At 65.4% G+C, this 13436-nt stretch carries 10 protein-coding genes; 4 read left to right on the top strand and 6 right to left on the bottom strand.

Features of this window, described 5'->3' with window-relative positions; translation table 11 throughout:
- Positions 1-25: 25 nt before the first annotated feature.
- From ACVW1C_RS03690 to ACVW1C_RS03680, 3 genes are all read right to left on the bottom strand, one after another.
- Positions 26-1105: a D-TA family PLP-dependent enzyme gene (locus ACVW1C_RS03690; RefSeq protein ID WP_456757223.1), complete on the bottom strand. Its 1080-nt coding sequence runs from the start codon at positions 1103-1105 to the stop codon at positions 26-28.
- A 127-nt stretch (positions 1106-1232) separates the two neighbouring features.
- Positions 1233-3047 carry an ABC-F family ATP-binding cassette domain-containing protein gene (locus tag ACVW1C_RS03685; protein WP_456757222.1) on the bottom strand — a complete coding sequence of 605 codons (1815 nt, stop codon included), beginning with the start codon at positions 3045-3047 and terminating at the stop codon, positions 1233-1235.
- A gap of 4 nt (positions 3048-3051) precedes the next feature.
- Positions 3052-3549, bottom strand: a complete 498-nt coding sequence (locus ACVW1C_RS03680; protein ID WP_456757221.1) for a YaiI/YqxD family protein — start codon at positions 3547-3549, stop codon at positions 3052-3054.
- Positions 3550-3685: 136 nt separating this feature from the next.
- Here ACVW1C_RS03680 and ACVW1C_RS03675 point away from each other — a divergent pair, with 136 nt between their 5' ends.
- Entirely contained in the window at positions 3686-4489 is an 804-nt protein-coding gene (locus tag ACVW1C_RS03675) for a hypothetical protein (protein WP_456757220.1), read from the top strand.
- A gap of 161 nt (positions 4490-4650) precedes the next feature.
- On the opposite strand, the gene ACVW1C_RS03670 is transcribed toward ACVW1C_RS03675, so the two are convergent.
- Positions 4651-7023 carry a xanthine dehydrogenase family protein molybdopterin-binding subunit gene (locus ACVW1C_RS03670; protein WP_456757219.1) on the bottom strand — a complete coding sequence of 791 codons (2373 nt, stop codon included), beginning with the start codon at positions 7021-7023 and terminating at the stop codon, positions 4651-4653.
- 223 nt (positions 7024-7246) lie between these two features.
- Between ACVW1C_RS03670 and ACVW1C_RS03665 the strand changes: the two genes are divergently transcribed.
- From ACVW1C_RS03665 to ACVW1C_RS03655, 3 genes are all read left to right on the top strand, one after another.
- A complete protein-coding gene (locus ACVW1C_RS03665; RefSeq protein ID WP_456757218.1) occupies positions 7247-8290 on the top strand; it encodes a Ppx/GppA phosphatase family protein in 1044 nt (347 codons plus the stop codon).
- A 180-nt stretch (positions 8291-8470) separates the two neighbouring features.
- On the top strand, positions 8471-9169 hold the full coding sequence (locus ACVW1C_RS03660) for an RlmE family RNA methyltransferase (RefSeq protein WP_456757217.1): 699 nt from the start codon (positions 8471-8473) through the stop codon (positions 9167-9169).
- A 389-nt stretch (positions 9170-9558) separates the two neighbouring features.
- Positions 9559-10218, top strand: coding sequence for a Crp/Fnr family transcriptional regulator (locus ACVW1C_RS03655; protein WP_456757216.1), 660 nt, complete (start codon positions 9559-9561; stop codon positions 10216-10218).
- 332 nt (positions 10219-10550) lie between these two features.
- Here ACVW1C_RS03655 and ACVW1C_RS03650 read toward each other — a convergent pair whose 3' ends face one another.
- Together ACVW1C_RS03650 and ACVW1C_RS03645 are read right to left on the bottom strand one after the other, a co-directional pair.
- A complete protein-coding gene (locus ACVW1C_RS03650; RefSeq protein WP_456757215.1) occupies positions 10551-11009 on the bottom strand; it encodes a phasin family protein in 459 nt (152 codons plus the stop codon).
- A gap of 821 nt (positions 11010-11830) precedes the next feature.
- Positions 11831-13318, bottom strand: coding sequence for an MFS transporter (locus tag ACVW1C_RS03645; RefSeq protein WP_456757214.1), 1488 nt, complete (start codon positions 13316-13318; stop codon positions 11831-11833).
- Between the last annotated feature and the right edge of the window lie 118 nt (positions 13319-13436).

Below are 13436 nucleotides of genomic sequence, written 5' to 3'. Positions count from 1 at the left end.
CTCGAAGGATGCGCGGGCGCTCAGATCAGCGCAGTTTCCCTCTAGCCGTCACCGGCAGCGCGCCGATGATCTCGTCGCCGCGCACCATCACCACCTCGTCCATCATGTTGACGACGACGCAGACGTGATTGGGCACGATCCGCACGACGTCGCCGACGTTGGGCCGCGTGTTGCTGCGGGAGAGGTCGAGGAAGCCGTGCTCCTCGGCGAAGCGTGCGATCTTGGCCTCGGGATGTTCGAGGATCAGGCCGTGGCCTTCGAGGCCGCCGGTGTCCGAGGTCAGCGTCTTGGAGCCGGCATCGAGGATGCCGCGCTCGGGGCCCGCCCGGCTGACCACGGTGGAATAGACATGCAGCGCGCAGTCGTCCCAGGTCGCGACGCCGGCGGCGACCTGCATGCGGTCGTTATAGATGTAGGTGCCGAAGCGATGCTCGGTGCCGCCCTTCAGTCTGCCGAGATTGACGAGGTTCGGCGTACCGCCGGTCGAGACGATTGTCGCATCGAGGCCGTGGGAGCGCACGCCGGCCAGCGCCTCGTCGTAGAATTTCTGCGCGTCGGCCCAGCCGGTCTCGGTCGGGTACAGCATGAAGCCGGCGAAGCTCAGGCCCTTCGAGCCTGCGATCTCGCGTGCCAGCGCGATCGCCTCGGCCGGGGTCTCGACGCCGGCGCGCTTGCGCCCGGTGTCGCATTCGACGATGACCGAGAGCGGGCGACCGGACGCGGCTGCTGCCTTCGGCAGATCGCCGACCACGACCGAATTGTCGGCCGCGACGGTGACGTTGGCCTTGCCCTGCAGCGCGCCGAGCCGCGCCATCTTCTCGTCGCCGAGCAGATTGTAGCTGATCAGGATGTCGTCGATGCCGCTGTCGGCCATGATTTCGGCCTCGCCGAGCTTCTGGCAGGTGATGCCCCTGGCTCCGGCCTTGATCTGCAGCTGCGCCAGCATCGGGTTCTTGTGGGTCTTGATGTGCGGCCGGTTGGCGACGCCGGCCTCGTCGCAGGCCTTCTGGATGCGCGCGATGTTGCGCTCGACCCGGTCCATGTCGATCACGGCGCAGGGCGTGCCGTATTCCTTGGCGATCTTGGCGGCGAGGGGCGTGGTCATCGGGTTGGCTCCATTGCAGAGTTTCCGTCATTGCGAGCGGAGCGAAGCAATCCATCCGTCCGCATCTGCTGATGCATGGATTGCTTCGTCGCTCCGCTCCTCGCAATGACGGCAAGAATCATGGCGTTCATGCCTGTTCGATCTCTTCGCGGAGCACTTCGAGCTCGAGCCAGCGGTCTTCGGCGGTGGCGAGCTCGTCCTGCGCCTTGGCGATCGCGGCCGACGCGGCGTCGAATGTCTTGCGATCCTTCGCATAGAGGTCGGGATCGTCGAGCAGCTTCTGCTGCTTTGCAATCTCGGCGTGCAGTCTGTCGATCGTCTTCGGCAATGTCTCCAGCGCGTGCTTCTCGTTGAAGCTCAGCCGGCGCCTGGGTGCCGCCTCAGGTGCGGCGGCCCTGGCTTCCTTTTTCTCCTCGATCGCGGCGTCCGCCTTCACCGTCTCGCGCTTCACGTCGGCGCCGCGCTGCGCCAGCATGTCGGAATAGCCGCCGGCATATTCGATCCAGCGGCCCTGGCCTTCGGGTACGATCACCGACGTCACCACGCGGTCGAGGAAATCGCGGTCGTGGCTGATCAGGATCACCGTGCCGTCGTAATCGCCGAGCATGTCCTCGAGTACGTCGAGCGTCTCGAGATCGAGGTCGTTGGTCGGCTCGTCCAGGATCAACAGGTTCGACGGCTTGGCCAGTGCGCGCGCCAGCATCAGCCGGCCGCGCTCGCCGCCGGAGAGGGCTTCCAGCGGCGTGCCGCGCTGCTCCTGCGCGAACAGAAAATCCTTCATGTAGCCGATGACGTGCTTCGACTTGTCGCCGACCATGACGTGATCGCCGCGGCCGCCGGTGAGCGCTTCGGCCAAGGTCAGCTTCGGATCGAGGCTCTCGCGATGCTGGTCGAGCGTCGCCATCTCGATATTGCCCCCGAGCCGCACCGAACCGGAGTCGGGCGGGTCGTTGCCGATCAGGAGATGCACCAATGTGGTCTTGCCGGCGCCGTTCGGGCCGACGATGCCAACGCGGTCGCCGCGCTGGATCCGGGTCGAGAAGGTGTCGACGATCGTGCGCTCGCCAAAGGCCTTGGTGATGGTCTTCGCCTCGATCACGAGGCGGCCGGATTTCTCGGCCTCGGCAGCGGCGAGCGTGGCATTGCCGGTGGCGCCGCGATAGTCGCGACGCTGGTCGCGCAGCGCAAAGAGATTGCCGAGCCGCTTGACGTTGCGCTTGCGGCGGCCGGAGACGCCGTAGCGCAGCCAGTGCTCCTCGTTGACGATCTTGCGGTCGAGCTTGTGCTGCTCGCGTTCTTCCTCCGCCAGCACCTCGTCGCGCCAGGCCTCGAAGGCGCCGAAGCCGCGCTCGATCTGCCGGATCTGGCCGCGGTCGAGCCAGGCGGTGGTGCGCGACAGATTGGTCAGGAAGCGGCGGTCGTGGCTGATCAGGACCAGCGCGCAGCGCCGGCCCTCCAATTCGCCTTCGAGCCATTCGATGGTCGGCAAATCGAGATGGTTGGTCGGCTCGTCCAGCAGCAGGATATCGGGCGAGGGCGCCAGCACCCGTGCCAGCGCCGCGCGGCGCGCCTCGCCGCCGGAGACATGCGCGGGATCTTCCTCGCCGGTGAGGCCGAGCTGTTCGAGTAGATAGCGTGCCTGGTAGTGGTCGTCGCCGGGGCCAAGCCCGGCCTCGACATAGGCCAGCGTCGTCTTGTGCTCGCCGAAATCCGGCTCCTGCGGCAGATAGCGGATGGTGGCGCCCGGCTGCACGAAACGGCTGCCGGAGTCAGGCTCGACCAGGCCGGCCGCGATCCGCAGCAGCGTCGATTTGCCGGAGCCGTTGCGGCCGATCAGGCAGACGCGCTCGCCCGCGGAGACCGACAGCTCGACGCCGGAGAGCAGCGGCGTGCCGCCGAACGTCAGGCTGATGTCCTTGAGCTGGATGAGCGGTGGGGCCATCGCGCTAATTCCCGTTTGCCGGCGCCTGCTCGGCGCGACGGCGCTGGATGCGGCGGATGGTCTGGTCGAGCGCCGCCAGGAAATTCGAGCGGTCGCGCGGCGAGTATGATTTCGGCCCGCCGGTGATCTCACCCGACGAGCGCAGATCGGTCATCAAATTGCGTACCGCGAGCGTCATGCCGATCGACTGTTCAGTGAACGGCTTGCCGTTCGGTGCGATCACCTCGGCGCCGGCCTTGACGCAGCGGCTCGCCAGCGGAATGTCCGCTGTGACTACGACATCGCCCTCATGCGCGCGTTCCGCGATCCAGTCATCCGCCGCATCCATGCCGGAACCGGCGGCGATGCGCTCGATCAGCGGATCCTGCGGCACGCGGATGAAATTGCCCGCGACCACGCTGACGGGCACGCCGAGCCGGATCGCGACGCGGTAGATTTCGTCCTTCACCGGGCAGGCGTCGGCGTCGACATAGATGCGGGTTTGGGCAGGGATGTCAGTCATCGATTCCAGGGTTTGCGGGCGCGGCCTGCGTGTACTCCATGGTACGGAAAATTGCGAGCAAAACGAGAGGCTTGCCATGCCTTTTCGTTCGACTACCATTGTCACCAGAAAAACAACCGAAATAAGGGAAAACCCCATGAACTCGCAGACCGGATCGCAGGCCTACCGCGTCTCGGCCTACAACACCTCAAAACTGTCCGAGAACAAGATCCACGACGACACCGTGGCGCGGAAGTTCGGCTTTTCCGGCGGTCTGGTGCCCGGCGTCGATGTGATGGCCTACATGATGCACCTGCCGGTCGAGAAGTGGGGCCGCGATTTCCTCGAACGCGGCCTGATCGAGGCCCGCTTCGTGAAGCCGGTCTATGACGGCGAGATCGCGGAATTGACCGGACAGGAAACCGGCAATGGGCTCATGATCGAGCTCCATAGCCGCGGCGAACTCTGCGCCACCGGCACCGCGTCGCTGCCGGCTTCAGCTCCGAAATTTGTGCTCGACGATTACAAGCAGGTCGCGGCCGTCGCCGAGCGCAAGCCGGTCAGCGCGTCGTCCTATGAGGAGGGCAAGTGGCTCGGCACCATCCCGCGCGACTGGTCAGGTGATGCCGCGAAGGACTATCTCGCCGATATCCGCGAGACCGACCCGATCTACTTGCGCGAAGGTCTCGGCCATCCCGGCCTGCTGCCGCGGGTGATGAACAAGGTGCTGGTCGACAATGCGATCCTCGGGCCGTGGATCCATGTCGGCACCCGCATGCAGCTGTTGTCGGCGGGCAAGATCGGCGACGAGCTGACCGCGCGCGCCAAGGTGACCGGTAATTACGACAGGAAGGGCCACCGCTTCGTCGAGCTCGACGCGCTGGTGCTCGGCAACGGTGTGCCGCTCGCGCATTGCTGGCACATCGCGATCACCCAGCCGCGCGAGCAGGCCGCGGCGTAGGGAAGGGGCAAAGCCCGTCTGCACCAACAGGTGTCATACCCCGCGCATGCGGGGTATCCGGTACGCCGGGGCTTCTCGGCTCAACAATTGCTCTGTCTGGAATACTGGATCACCGGCTTTCGCGGGTGATGACAGCCGTGAGTGATGGTGAAGTCTGGCCCTTACGCCGCCTTCGCCTTGGCGTGCTGGATCGCGCGCCAGACGCGTTCGGGCGTCAGCGGCATGTTGATGTGCTTGATGCCGTACTCCGACAGCGCATCCACCACGGCATTGACGATGCAGACGAGGCTGCCGGCGCAGCCGGCTTCGCCGCAGCCCTTGGTGCCGAGCGGATTGGATTTCGCCGGCGAGGGATGATCGCCGACCAGTATCGGCGGCACGTCGCCGGCGCGTGGCAACGCGTAGTCCATGAACGAGCCGGTGATCGGCTGGCCGGAGGCGTCGTAGCTGACTTCCTCCATCAGTGCCTGGCCGATGCCCTGCGCCACGCCGCCGTGCAACTGGCCGGCGACGATCATCGGATTGACCACGGTGCCGAAATCGTTGACGGCCGAGTAGCGCACGATCCGCGTCACGCCGGTGTCGGGATCGATCTCGACCTCGGCGACGTGACAGCCGTTCGGGAAGGTCGATGCCGTGTCCTTGGTGGCGTGATCGACGTCGAGCGTCTCCGGCGTGCCCTCCGGCATCTTGCTTTCGCGCATCCGCTCGGCGAGCTCCATGATCCCGATCGAGCGGTCGGTGCCGGCGATGGTGAAGCGACCCTGGCCGAACTCGATGTCGGCCTCGGAGGCCTCCAGCATGTGCGCGGCGGCCTTCTTGCCCTTCTCGACCACCAGCGCGGAGGCTTCGACGATCGCCTGTCCGGTCGCGGTAATCGAGCGCGAGCCGCCGGTGCCGTTGCCGAAGCGTACCAGATCGCTGTCGCCCTGTTCGAGCGTGATCTTCTCGAAGGGGACGCCGAGCTGGTCGGACAGCACCTGCGCGAACGGCGTGGCATGGCCCTGGCCGTAATCGAGCGTGCCCGTGGTGAGCTTCACCGAGCCGTCGGGCTCGAAGGTGATCTTGCCGAGCTCGCCGCTCGGCGGCGCGGTGACCTCGAGATAGGAGCCGATGGCGATGCCGCGCAGCTTGCCGCGCTTCCTGCTCTCCTTCTTGCGCCTGGCGAAGTTCTCGTAGTCCGAGATTTCGATCGCCTTCTGGAACACGCCGGCGAAATCGCCGCTGTCATAGGTGACGCCGGAGGCGGCCGGGAACGGCAGCTGCGACGGCTTGATGAAGTTGCGCTTGCGTAAGCTGAAGCGGTTGATGCCCATCTCGTCGGCGGCGGCATCGATCAGCCGCTCCATGTAGTAGTTGGCCTCGGGCCGGCCGGCGCCGCGATAGGCGCCCATCAGCGTGGTGTTGGTCACGACCGTCTTGATGTCGACGCCGAGCAGCGGCGTGCGGTAGACGCTGGCGAGGTTCTTGCCGGTGTTGAGCGACAGCGGGCCCGGCGCGACGCCGGTGATGTATGCGCCGAGATTGCCGTAGCCGGAGAGCCGCACCGCGAGGAACTTGCCGTCGGCATCGAGCGCGAGCTCGGCGTGGATCAGCTGCGCGCGGCCCTGACTGTCGGACAGGAAGCTGGTCGAGCGCTCGTCCAGCCACTTTACGGGACGGCCGAGCTCGCGCGCCGCATGCGCGATGCAGGTGTATTCGGGATAGTTGAGGTTCTTCATCCCGAACGAGCCGCCGACATTGCCGGTGAGGATGCGGACCTTGTCGGCGGGCACGTTGAGCAGGCGCGCCAGGATCGCCTTGTTGCCGGAGACGCCCTGGGTCGGCACCTGCAGCGTGAAGCGTTCGGTCTTCTTGTCGTAATGCGCCAGCGCGACGCGCGGCTCCATCGAGACCACGGCGACGCGGGTGTTGACGATGTCGAGCTTGGTCACATGCGCGGCAGCCGCGAAGGCGGCCTCGATCCTGGCGGTGTCACCATAGTGATAGTCGAGCGCAACGTTGTTGGGAATGTGGTCATAGAGCTGCGGCGCGCCCGGCTTGGTCGCTTCGGCCGCGTCGGTCACCGCGGGCAGCGGCTCGATATCGAGCTCGATGGCTTCGGCCGCATCGCGAGCCTGCGCTGCGGTCTCCGCCACCACGAATGCGACGGGATCGCCGACGAAGCGCACCTTGTCGGTCGCGAGCGCCGGGCGGTTGGTCTGCTTGAGCGGTGAGCCGTCGCGGTTCTTCAGCGGCAGGCCGCAGGTGAAGGGCTTGTAGCCCGCGGCCGCCAGGTCGGCGCCGGTCCAGACGCCGAGCACGCCCGGCATCGCCTTGGCGGCTTCCGTATCGATCCCCTTGATGATGCCGTGGGCGTGGGAGGAGCGGACCATCCAGCAGTAAGCCTGGCCGGGCAGGGAGAAATCGTCAGTGTATTTGCCCTTGCCACGCACCAGGGTGTCGTCCTCCTTTCGTCGAACAGGCTGTCCGACACCGTATTTTTGCAGTGCGATAGCGTTTTCGAGGGAGGCGGGCGGCGTATGATCTTGCATCGAAAATGACCTGAAATGCCCGGATTTGCTGGAGTTTGGGGGCGCAGACGAGATAACGCACGCCTCCCTTAACGACAACGCCCGATTGGGCATGGACCCAATGTGAACGGAGTTTGCGTAGGGCTTTGACGCTGCTAAAGTTTCCGTGAACGGACAATTATTCGGCGGGCCCCAAGAATCCCCCTGGATTGCTCTTGGGGTCCTGCGGAAAGACAGTGTTTTGATGAATGACTATGTGCGGCTTTGTGACGGCCCTCCGGCCGGCGAAGCCCCGTCAGGGCTGATTGCGGCGGCCGCGGAAAGCGGCGTCTATGCCGCGCTCGACCTCGGCACCAACAATTGCCGGCTGTTGATCGCCTGTCCCACCGGCGACGGGTTCCGCGTGGTCGATTCCTTCTCGCGGATCATCCGGCTCGGCGAGGGCATCGCCGCGACCGGATCGATCAGCGAGGCCGCGATCGAGCGGGCGATCGCCGCGCTCGCCGTTTGCAGCGACAAGATCCGCTATCGCAAGGCCCGCCGGCTGCGGTTGATCGCCACCGAGGCCTGCCGCGCCGCCGGCAATGCCGAAAGTTTTCGCGCGCGCGTCGCGGCCGAGACCGGCATCGAGCTCGAGGTGATCGATCGCGAGACCGAAGCAACGCTCGCCGTGATCGGCTGCTCGCCGCTGCTCGACCCGAAGGGGCGGGGCGCCATCCTGTTCGACATCGGCGGCGGCTCGACCGAGCTGGTGCGGATCGAGCGCGATCCCGGCGTGCCCGATGCGCCGCCGCGCATCAAGGCGTGGATGTCGATCCCGCTCGGCGTCGTCACGCTGGCCGAACATTTCGGCGGCAAGAACGTCACCAGGGACATGTATGCGCGGATGATCGATGAGGTCGCCCGCCACGTCGCGCCGTTCGCGGCCGAGCACGGCAAGGACCTGCGCGACATGCACATGCTCGGCACCTCGGGCACCGTGACCACGCTCGCCGGCGTGTTCCTCAATCTGTCGCGCTACGATCGCCGCCGCATCGACGGCATCTGGATGAACGATGGCGACGTCACCGCGACGATCCAGAAGCTGCTCGGCATGAGCTACGAGGCGCGCGTCAACAACAACTGCATCAGCGTCGAGCGGGCCGACCTCGTGCTCGCCGGCTGCGCGATCCTCGATGCGATCCGCAACGCGTTCCCGATGCCGCGGCTTCGCGTCGCCGATCGCGGCCTGCGCGAGGGCATGCTGGTCGAGATGATGCGCGAGGACGGCGCGCTGCGGGCGTGCTAGAGCTTACTTGCCTCGCCCCGCTTGCGGGGAGAGGCCGGATTGCATGTCAATGCCATCCGGGTGAGGGGGCTCTCCACGGGCGCATCTCTCATCCTCATTGCGGAAGCAGCCCCTCACCCCAACCCTCTCCCCCCAAGCGCGGGGCGAGGGAGAAGCACACACCGAGACGTAAGAACCATCATGGCCAAAGACACCACCGGGCGGCTGCACGTCACGGTCAAGAGCGGCGGCAAGCGAAAGCTGTCGTCAAAACTCTGGCTCGAGCGCCAGCTCAACGATCCCTATGTCGCCAAGGCCAAGGCGATGGGCTACCGGTCGCGCGCGGCCTTCAAGCTGCTCGAGATCGACGACAAATATCGCCTGCTCAAGCCGGGCATGACGGTCGTCGACCTCGGCGCCGCGCCCGGCGGCTGGAGCCAGATTGCGGCCAAGCGCACCGGTGCCGCCGACGGCAAGGGCAAGGTGGTCGCGATCGATCTGCTCGAGATGGGCGAGATCCCCGGAGTGACGTTCGCGCAGCTCGACTTCCTCGACCATGACGCGCCCGAAAAACTGATCGCGATGATGGGCGGCCGTGCCGATTTCGTGATGTCGGACATGGCCGCCAATACCACTGGCCATCGCAAGACCGATCAGCTGCGGATCATCGGCCTGGTCGAGACCGCCGCGCATTTTGCCGGGGAGGTGCTCAATCCCGGCGGCGCGTTCCTGGCCAAAGTGTTTCAGAGCGGCGCCGACGCCGAGCTGGTGGGGCAGTTGAAGCGCGATTTCGCCAGCGTGCGTCACGTCAAGCCGGCCGCCAGCCGGCAGGATTCCTCGGAGCGCTACGTGCTGGCGACGGGGTTTCGCGGTCAGCAGCCGTCGTTGCGAGGACCGTAGCGACGAAGCAATCCATTGCTCCGCGTAGGCCCCGCTGTAGCGCTACTCTGGTACGGCGACATGCGGTCGCGGGCTGAGCTGAACCTGTTGGAACTCTTCCTGTTACGGCGTATTCTATCTCCCCGGCGCGGTCTGTTCGTTGCGTATGTCAGCCTGGCGCCACGGCAGGTTTGTGCAGCGAGCCGCGCCTTCGTCTTGCGGAGTTCTTCCGTATGGAGCGCAGGTCGAGCATAGGTAATCGGCTTCTGGCGGCCTTGCCGCCTGCAGAGCTTGATTTGCTGGCGCCTCATCTCCGCAAAGTATCGCTCGAACGCGACGTCGTGCTGGTGCGGTCGGGCGACCTCGTCGAACAGATCTATTTTCCCTGCACGGCATTGATCGCGTTCGTCATGGACATGCCGAACGGACAGTCCGTTGCGACGACAATGGTCGGCAACGAGGGCGCGGCCGGAATCCTGTCCACACTCAGATCGGTACGCTCGCCGATGACGGCGGTGGTTCGCGTCGCGGGCGTGACATGGCAGATTTCGCCGGCACGGTTTCATGCCGCGCTCACGCGGAGCCACGGGCTCGCCGATGCGGTGCAGCTTCATATGCGGTCGTTGCTGGTTCAGTTCCAGCACATCGCGGCGTGCAATGCGCTGCATTCGGTGGAGGCCCGTCTGGCCCGTTGGCTGTTGCAGATTCACGATCAGATCGGCAACGACACGCTCCCGTTGACGCAGGAGACGCTGTCGGAATTGCTGGGCGTGCGACGAACGACCGTAACCCACATGGTGCACAAGCTTCGCGCATCGGGCGCGATCCGGTCCAACCGGCGGAGCTCGATCGAGGTCGATCGGCCGCGGCTCGAAGTTGCGGCCTGCGAGTGCTACGAGATCATGCGCGGCAGGATCGACCGCATCGTTTCGGCTGAAGGGACGAAACCGTCCGGTCGCGGCGCGTCGGCGCATGGGCCACCGCGTTCTCACGCCCGACTGTGGACCAATGGCGATAAGGTTCAAGCACACCCGCGCAGCGCCGGCGCGGAGCGACCACGAAGCCATTGAAGGAGGTTGTCACACAGGGCGACGTCAGGACGCTTGGCGCAATTCCTCCTTCGGTTCGTAGACCCAGGCGTCCCTGGCGAACCACTCGTGATGGGTCCGACAGCCCGTGCAATACGTGCGCGAAAAGAACACGGTGCTGCAGCGGAACGTCTCGCGGTCGGATTTCATACCGGTATTGATAGCGCGTCCCGTCCGCGGGCACTTGATCATGATGACGCCCACCTTGAGTCCTCCAATGTCAGGGATTGCTGGTCCCGCGCGCCCTCGGCTGGACTGCGCCCCTTCTCATTGGAGACGCTTGTTCCATTCGGGGTTGGGAGCGGGGCGGCTCCTCAGGAAGGTGTCTTCAGCGCCTTCGCAAGGCTCTTGCTGATCGGCTCGGCGGTCTCGGTCGCGACCTTCTTCGCGATCTCCCAGAGCTCCTTGTTCTGCACGGTCGTGACCTCGAAACTCCTGCGGCTGTGGTCGGCGGAAAGCCGGATGGCTTCCGACAGCGACCTGGTGGCGACGAGTTCGGTCATGAAGGCGAGCGCCGAACTGGTATTGGTCCGGGAGATATCGAGCACCTTGGCCGCGTAATCCGCGGAGCCCCTGGCGTTGATCGAGTAGGCCTCCTTGAGCAAGACGGAGATTTCCTCGGAGGCCTCCTTGACCTTCTCGAACTGCTCCCGGGCGCGCGCCGCGTTTTGCTCGGCAAAACCCTGAAAGGCCTTGGGCAGGGCGAACAGGGGCAGGTTGAAGCCGCCGACTTTCGGATTGTCGCTCACTTCATTCGTATGGACGTCACTCACTGGCTCTGATCCTTTCAAGCGAAACCAAATCAAGGAAAATCCGGACCTTCCGCGGCGCCTGGACGCCGCGGAAGCGAACCTGGAGCGCTTCCTTCAACATGTTTTTTGCTGATGCCGGGTCACCGCGGGCCCGCTTGAGCCGAACTATGCGGGATCGGCACCGGTGCTTCGGTTCGCTTTCCGACTCTGGCGTCGATTTTTTTTCAGGGACGAACCGCCGCGATGCGTCGAGCCAACCGCGGGCCACTGAGCCACCGATCGCGGCGGCGGCTCAGCCATTGCGGCGGGGAATCCCGACGACTTGAGGTAGGAGAGCGCATGGTCGAGCGCTGCCCCGATCAAGACGTGCGCACAACAACATTTCAGCGCGACCCGTTGGAACCTCGGCGCGTGGCCAGAGTCGACTTCATTGCTCCCGGCCAATTGCCCTTAACCCCACCGGGAGAAAACCCCCCAGTGGGTTGGCGGCCTTGGTGCAGCGTCGGGTTTCGCGCGCCGGGGCCGTTTGTTGCCGGACTGGAAAATCGGGCAGCGCAGGCGCATACTTCTCAGATGGCGACAATTGTTCAATGCAATTGCGGCGCCGAGTACAGACGCACTGAAGAGAAGTTCTTGGTGCCGCATACGGGTGACGCGATCTGTACGGTCTGCGGAGCTGCGCTGGAATCGTGGCTGGAAGCGACCCACGTTCCCACATACGAACTTGTTGAACGTCCGGATCGAAGACAGCCAGCCGGAACGACGGGCCACCTCTAAGGGCCTGGCAGTGACCGGACGGCGCGCCAGCAGTGTCCGTGCTCGGGAACGGCGAGTTCGATCGACTAGCCGAGGCGCTGATCGCGCGCGTTCTGGGTGTCCTCGGTCGCGACCTTGACGGCTTCGGCCGCGGCGCGCTTCTCGGCGCCCTTGCGGCTCGAGATGTCGATCGCCTTGCGGCCGGCGATCTCGTTGCCGGCGTCAACCGGCATTTGCCAGAAGAACCAGGCGGACGCTGCCGAGATCAGCGACACCACGATGAACGCCGGTCCAAACACGTCGGCGGACAGCTCGGTCTGGTGGTGCAGCGCCAGCGTGGTTTCGACGGAGAACGCGCCGACCGCGACGCCGGCGGACACCGCGAGCTGCTGGTTGACGCTGACGAGGGTGGTGGCACGGCTCATCTGCGGCGCCTCGACCTCGGCATAGGCCACGGTGTTGATCGCGGTGAATTGCAGCGAGCGGAAGAACCCGCCGACCACCAGGATGGTGAAGATCAGCATCAGCGGGGTCGAGATCGTGAACAGGGCGCAGGCGGCGAGGAAGGCCGAACTGACCACCGCGTTGACGGTCATCATGTTGCGGAAGCCGAAGGCGCGGATGATCCGCGCCGCCAGGGTCTTCATGCCCATGGCGCCGACCGCGGAGGCAAAGGTGACGAGACCAGACTGGAACGGCGACAGGCCGAAACCGACCTGCATCAACAGCGGCAGCAAGAACGGCAGCGCGCCGATGCCGAGCCGGAACATGAAGCCGCCGACGATCGACGCGCGCATGGTCGGCAGCCGCAGCAGCCCGAAATCGAGCACCGGCGAACCGGTGCGCCGCGCGTGCAGGATGTACAGCGTCATCGACACCGTGCCGATTCCGACCAGGCCGGCGACGATCGGCCACGGCAACAGATTGAGGCCTGCGACCGAAAGCCCGAAGGCGATGCCGGCGAGGCCAATGCCGGCCAGCACCAGTCCCAGCAGATCGAAGCGCTCGGGATCCTCGCTCTTGATCGGGTCGATATATCTGAGCGCCAGGAAGATGCCGAGCAGCCCGATCGGGATGTTGATCAGGAATATCCAGTGCCATGAGAAATAGGTGGTGATAAAGCCTCCGAGCGGCGGCCCGATCACCGGGCCTATCAGCGCCGGCACGGTCACCCAGGCCATCGCGTTGACCAGTGCGCTCTTGTCGACCGAGCGCAGCAGCACCAGCCGCCCGACCGGGGTCATCATCGCCCCGCCGAGGCCTTGCAGGATGCGGGCGAACACGAAATCGGTGACCGAGGAGGACAGCGCGCAGCCGATCGAGCCCAGCATGAACACAGCGACGGCGCCGGCAAACACGACGCGGGCGCCGAAGCGGTCCGCGGTCCAGCCGCTGGCCGGGATGAACACCGCAAGCGACAGCAGATAGGACGTGATCGCAAGCTTCAGCGTCAGGGGGCTGGTGCCGATATCGGCGGCGATCGCCGGCAGCGAGGTCGCAATCACCGTGGAATCCATGTTTTCCATGAACAGCGCGGTGGCGACGATGAGCGGGATCAGGCGTTGCTTGTTCATCAAAATAGGACAGCTTTGCTGAAAAGGCGGGCGACGGGGCCATATCATCCTGCCCCGGACCACGCTATTGCGGAACCGGGCAAACGCCCTAAATCCTGCGTGACGCTGCTATGCATCC

The sequence above is a fragment of the Bradyrhizobium sp. USDA 4011 genome (genome assembly GCF_054063415.1).
Note: the sequence above shows the minus strand (reverse complement) of the source record. Positions and strands in the feature narration are given on the sequence as shown.

What these genes read in the sequence shown, in the direction of transcription:
- ACVW1C_RS03655 (WP_456757216.1), top strand. Translation starts at nt 9,559, where the DNA reads ATGGACATGCCGAACGGACAGTCCGTTGCGACGACAATGGTCGGCAAC.
- ACVW1C_RS03645 (WP_456757214.1), bottom strand. Translation starts at nt 13,318, where the DNA reads ATGAACAAGCAACGCCTGATCCCGCTCATCGTCGCCACCGCGCTGTTC.
- ACVW1C_RS03690 (WP_456757223.1), bottom strand. Translation starts at nt 1,105, where the DNA reads ATGACCACGCCCCTCGCCGCCAAGATCGCCAAGGAATACGGCACGCCC.
- ACVW1C_RS03670 (WP_456757219.1), bottom strand. Translation starts at nt 7,023, where the DNA reads ATGCAAGATCATACGCCGCCCGCCTCCCTCGAAAACGCTATCGCACTG.
- ACVW1C_RS03685 (WP_456757222.1), bottom strand. Translation starts at nt 3,047, where the DNA reads ATGGCCCCACCGCTCATCCAGCTCAAGGACATCAGCCTGACGTTCGGC.
- ACVW1C_RS03680 (WP_456757221.1), bottom strand. Translation starts at nt 3,549, where the DNA reads ATGACTGACATCCCTGCCCAAACCCGCATCTATGTCGACGCCGACGCC.
- ACVW1C_RS03660 (WP_456757217.1), top strand. Translation starts at nt 8,471, where the DNA reads ATGGCCAAAGACACCACCGGGCGGCTGCACGTCACGGTCAAGAGCGGC.
- ACVW1C_RS03675 (WP_456757220.1), top strand. Translation starts at nt 3,686, where the DNA reads ATGAACTCGCAGACCGGATCGCAGGCCTACCGCGTCTCGGCCTACAAC.
- ACVW1C_RS03665 (WP_456757218.1), top strand. Translation starts at nt 7,247, where the DNA reads ATGAATGACTATGTGCGGCTTTGTGACGGCCCTCCGGCCGGCGAAGCC.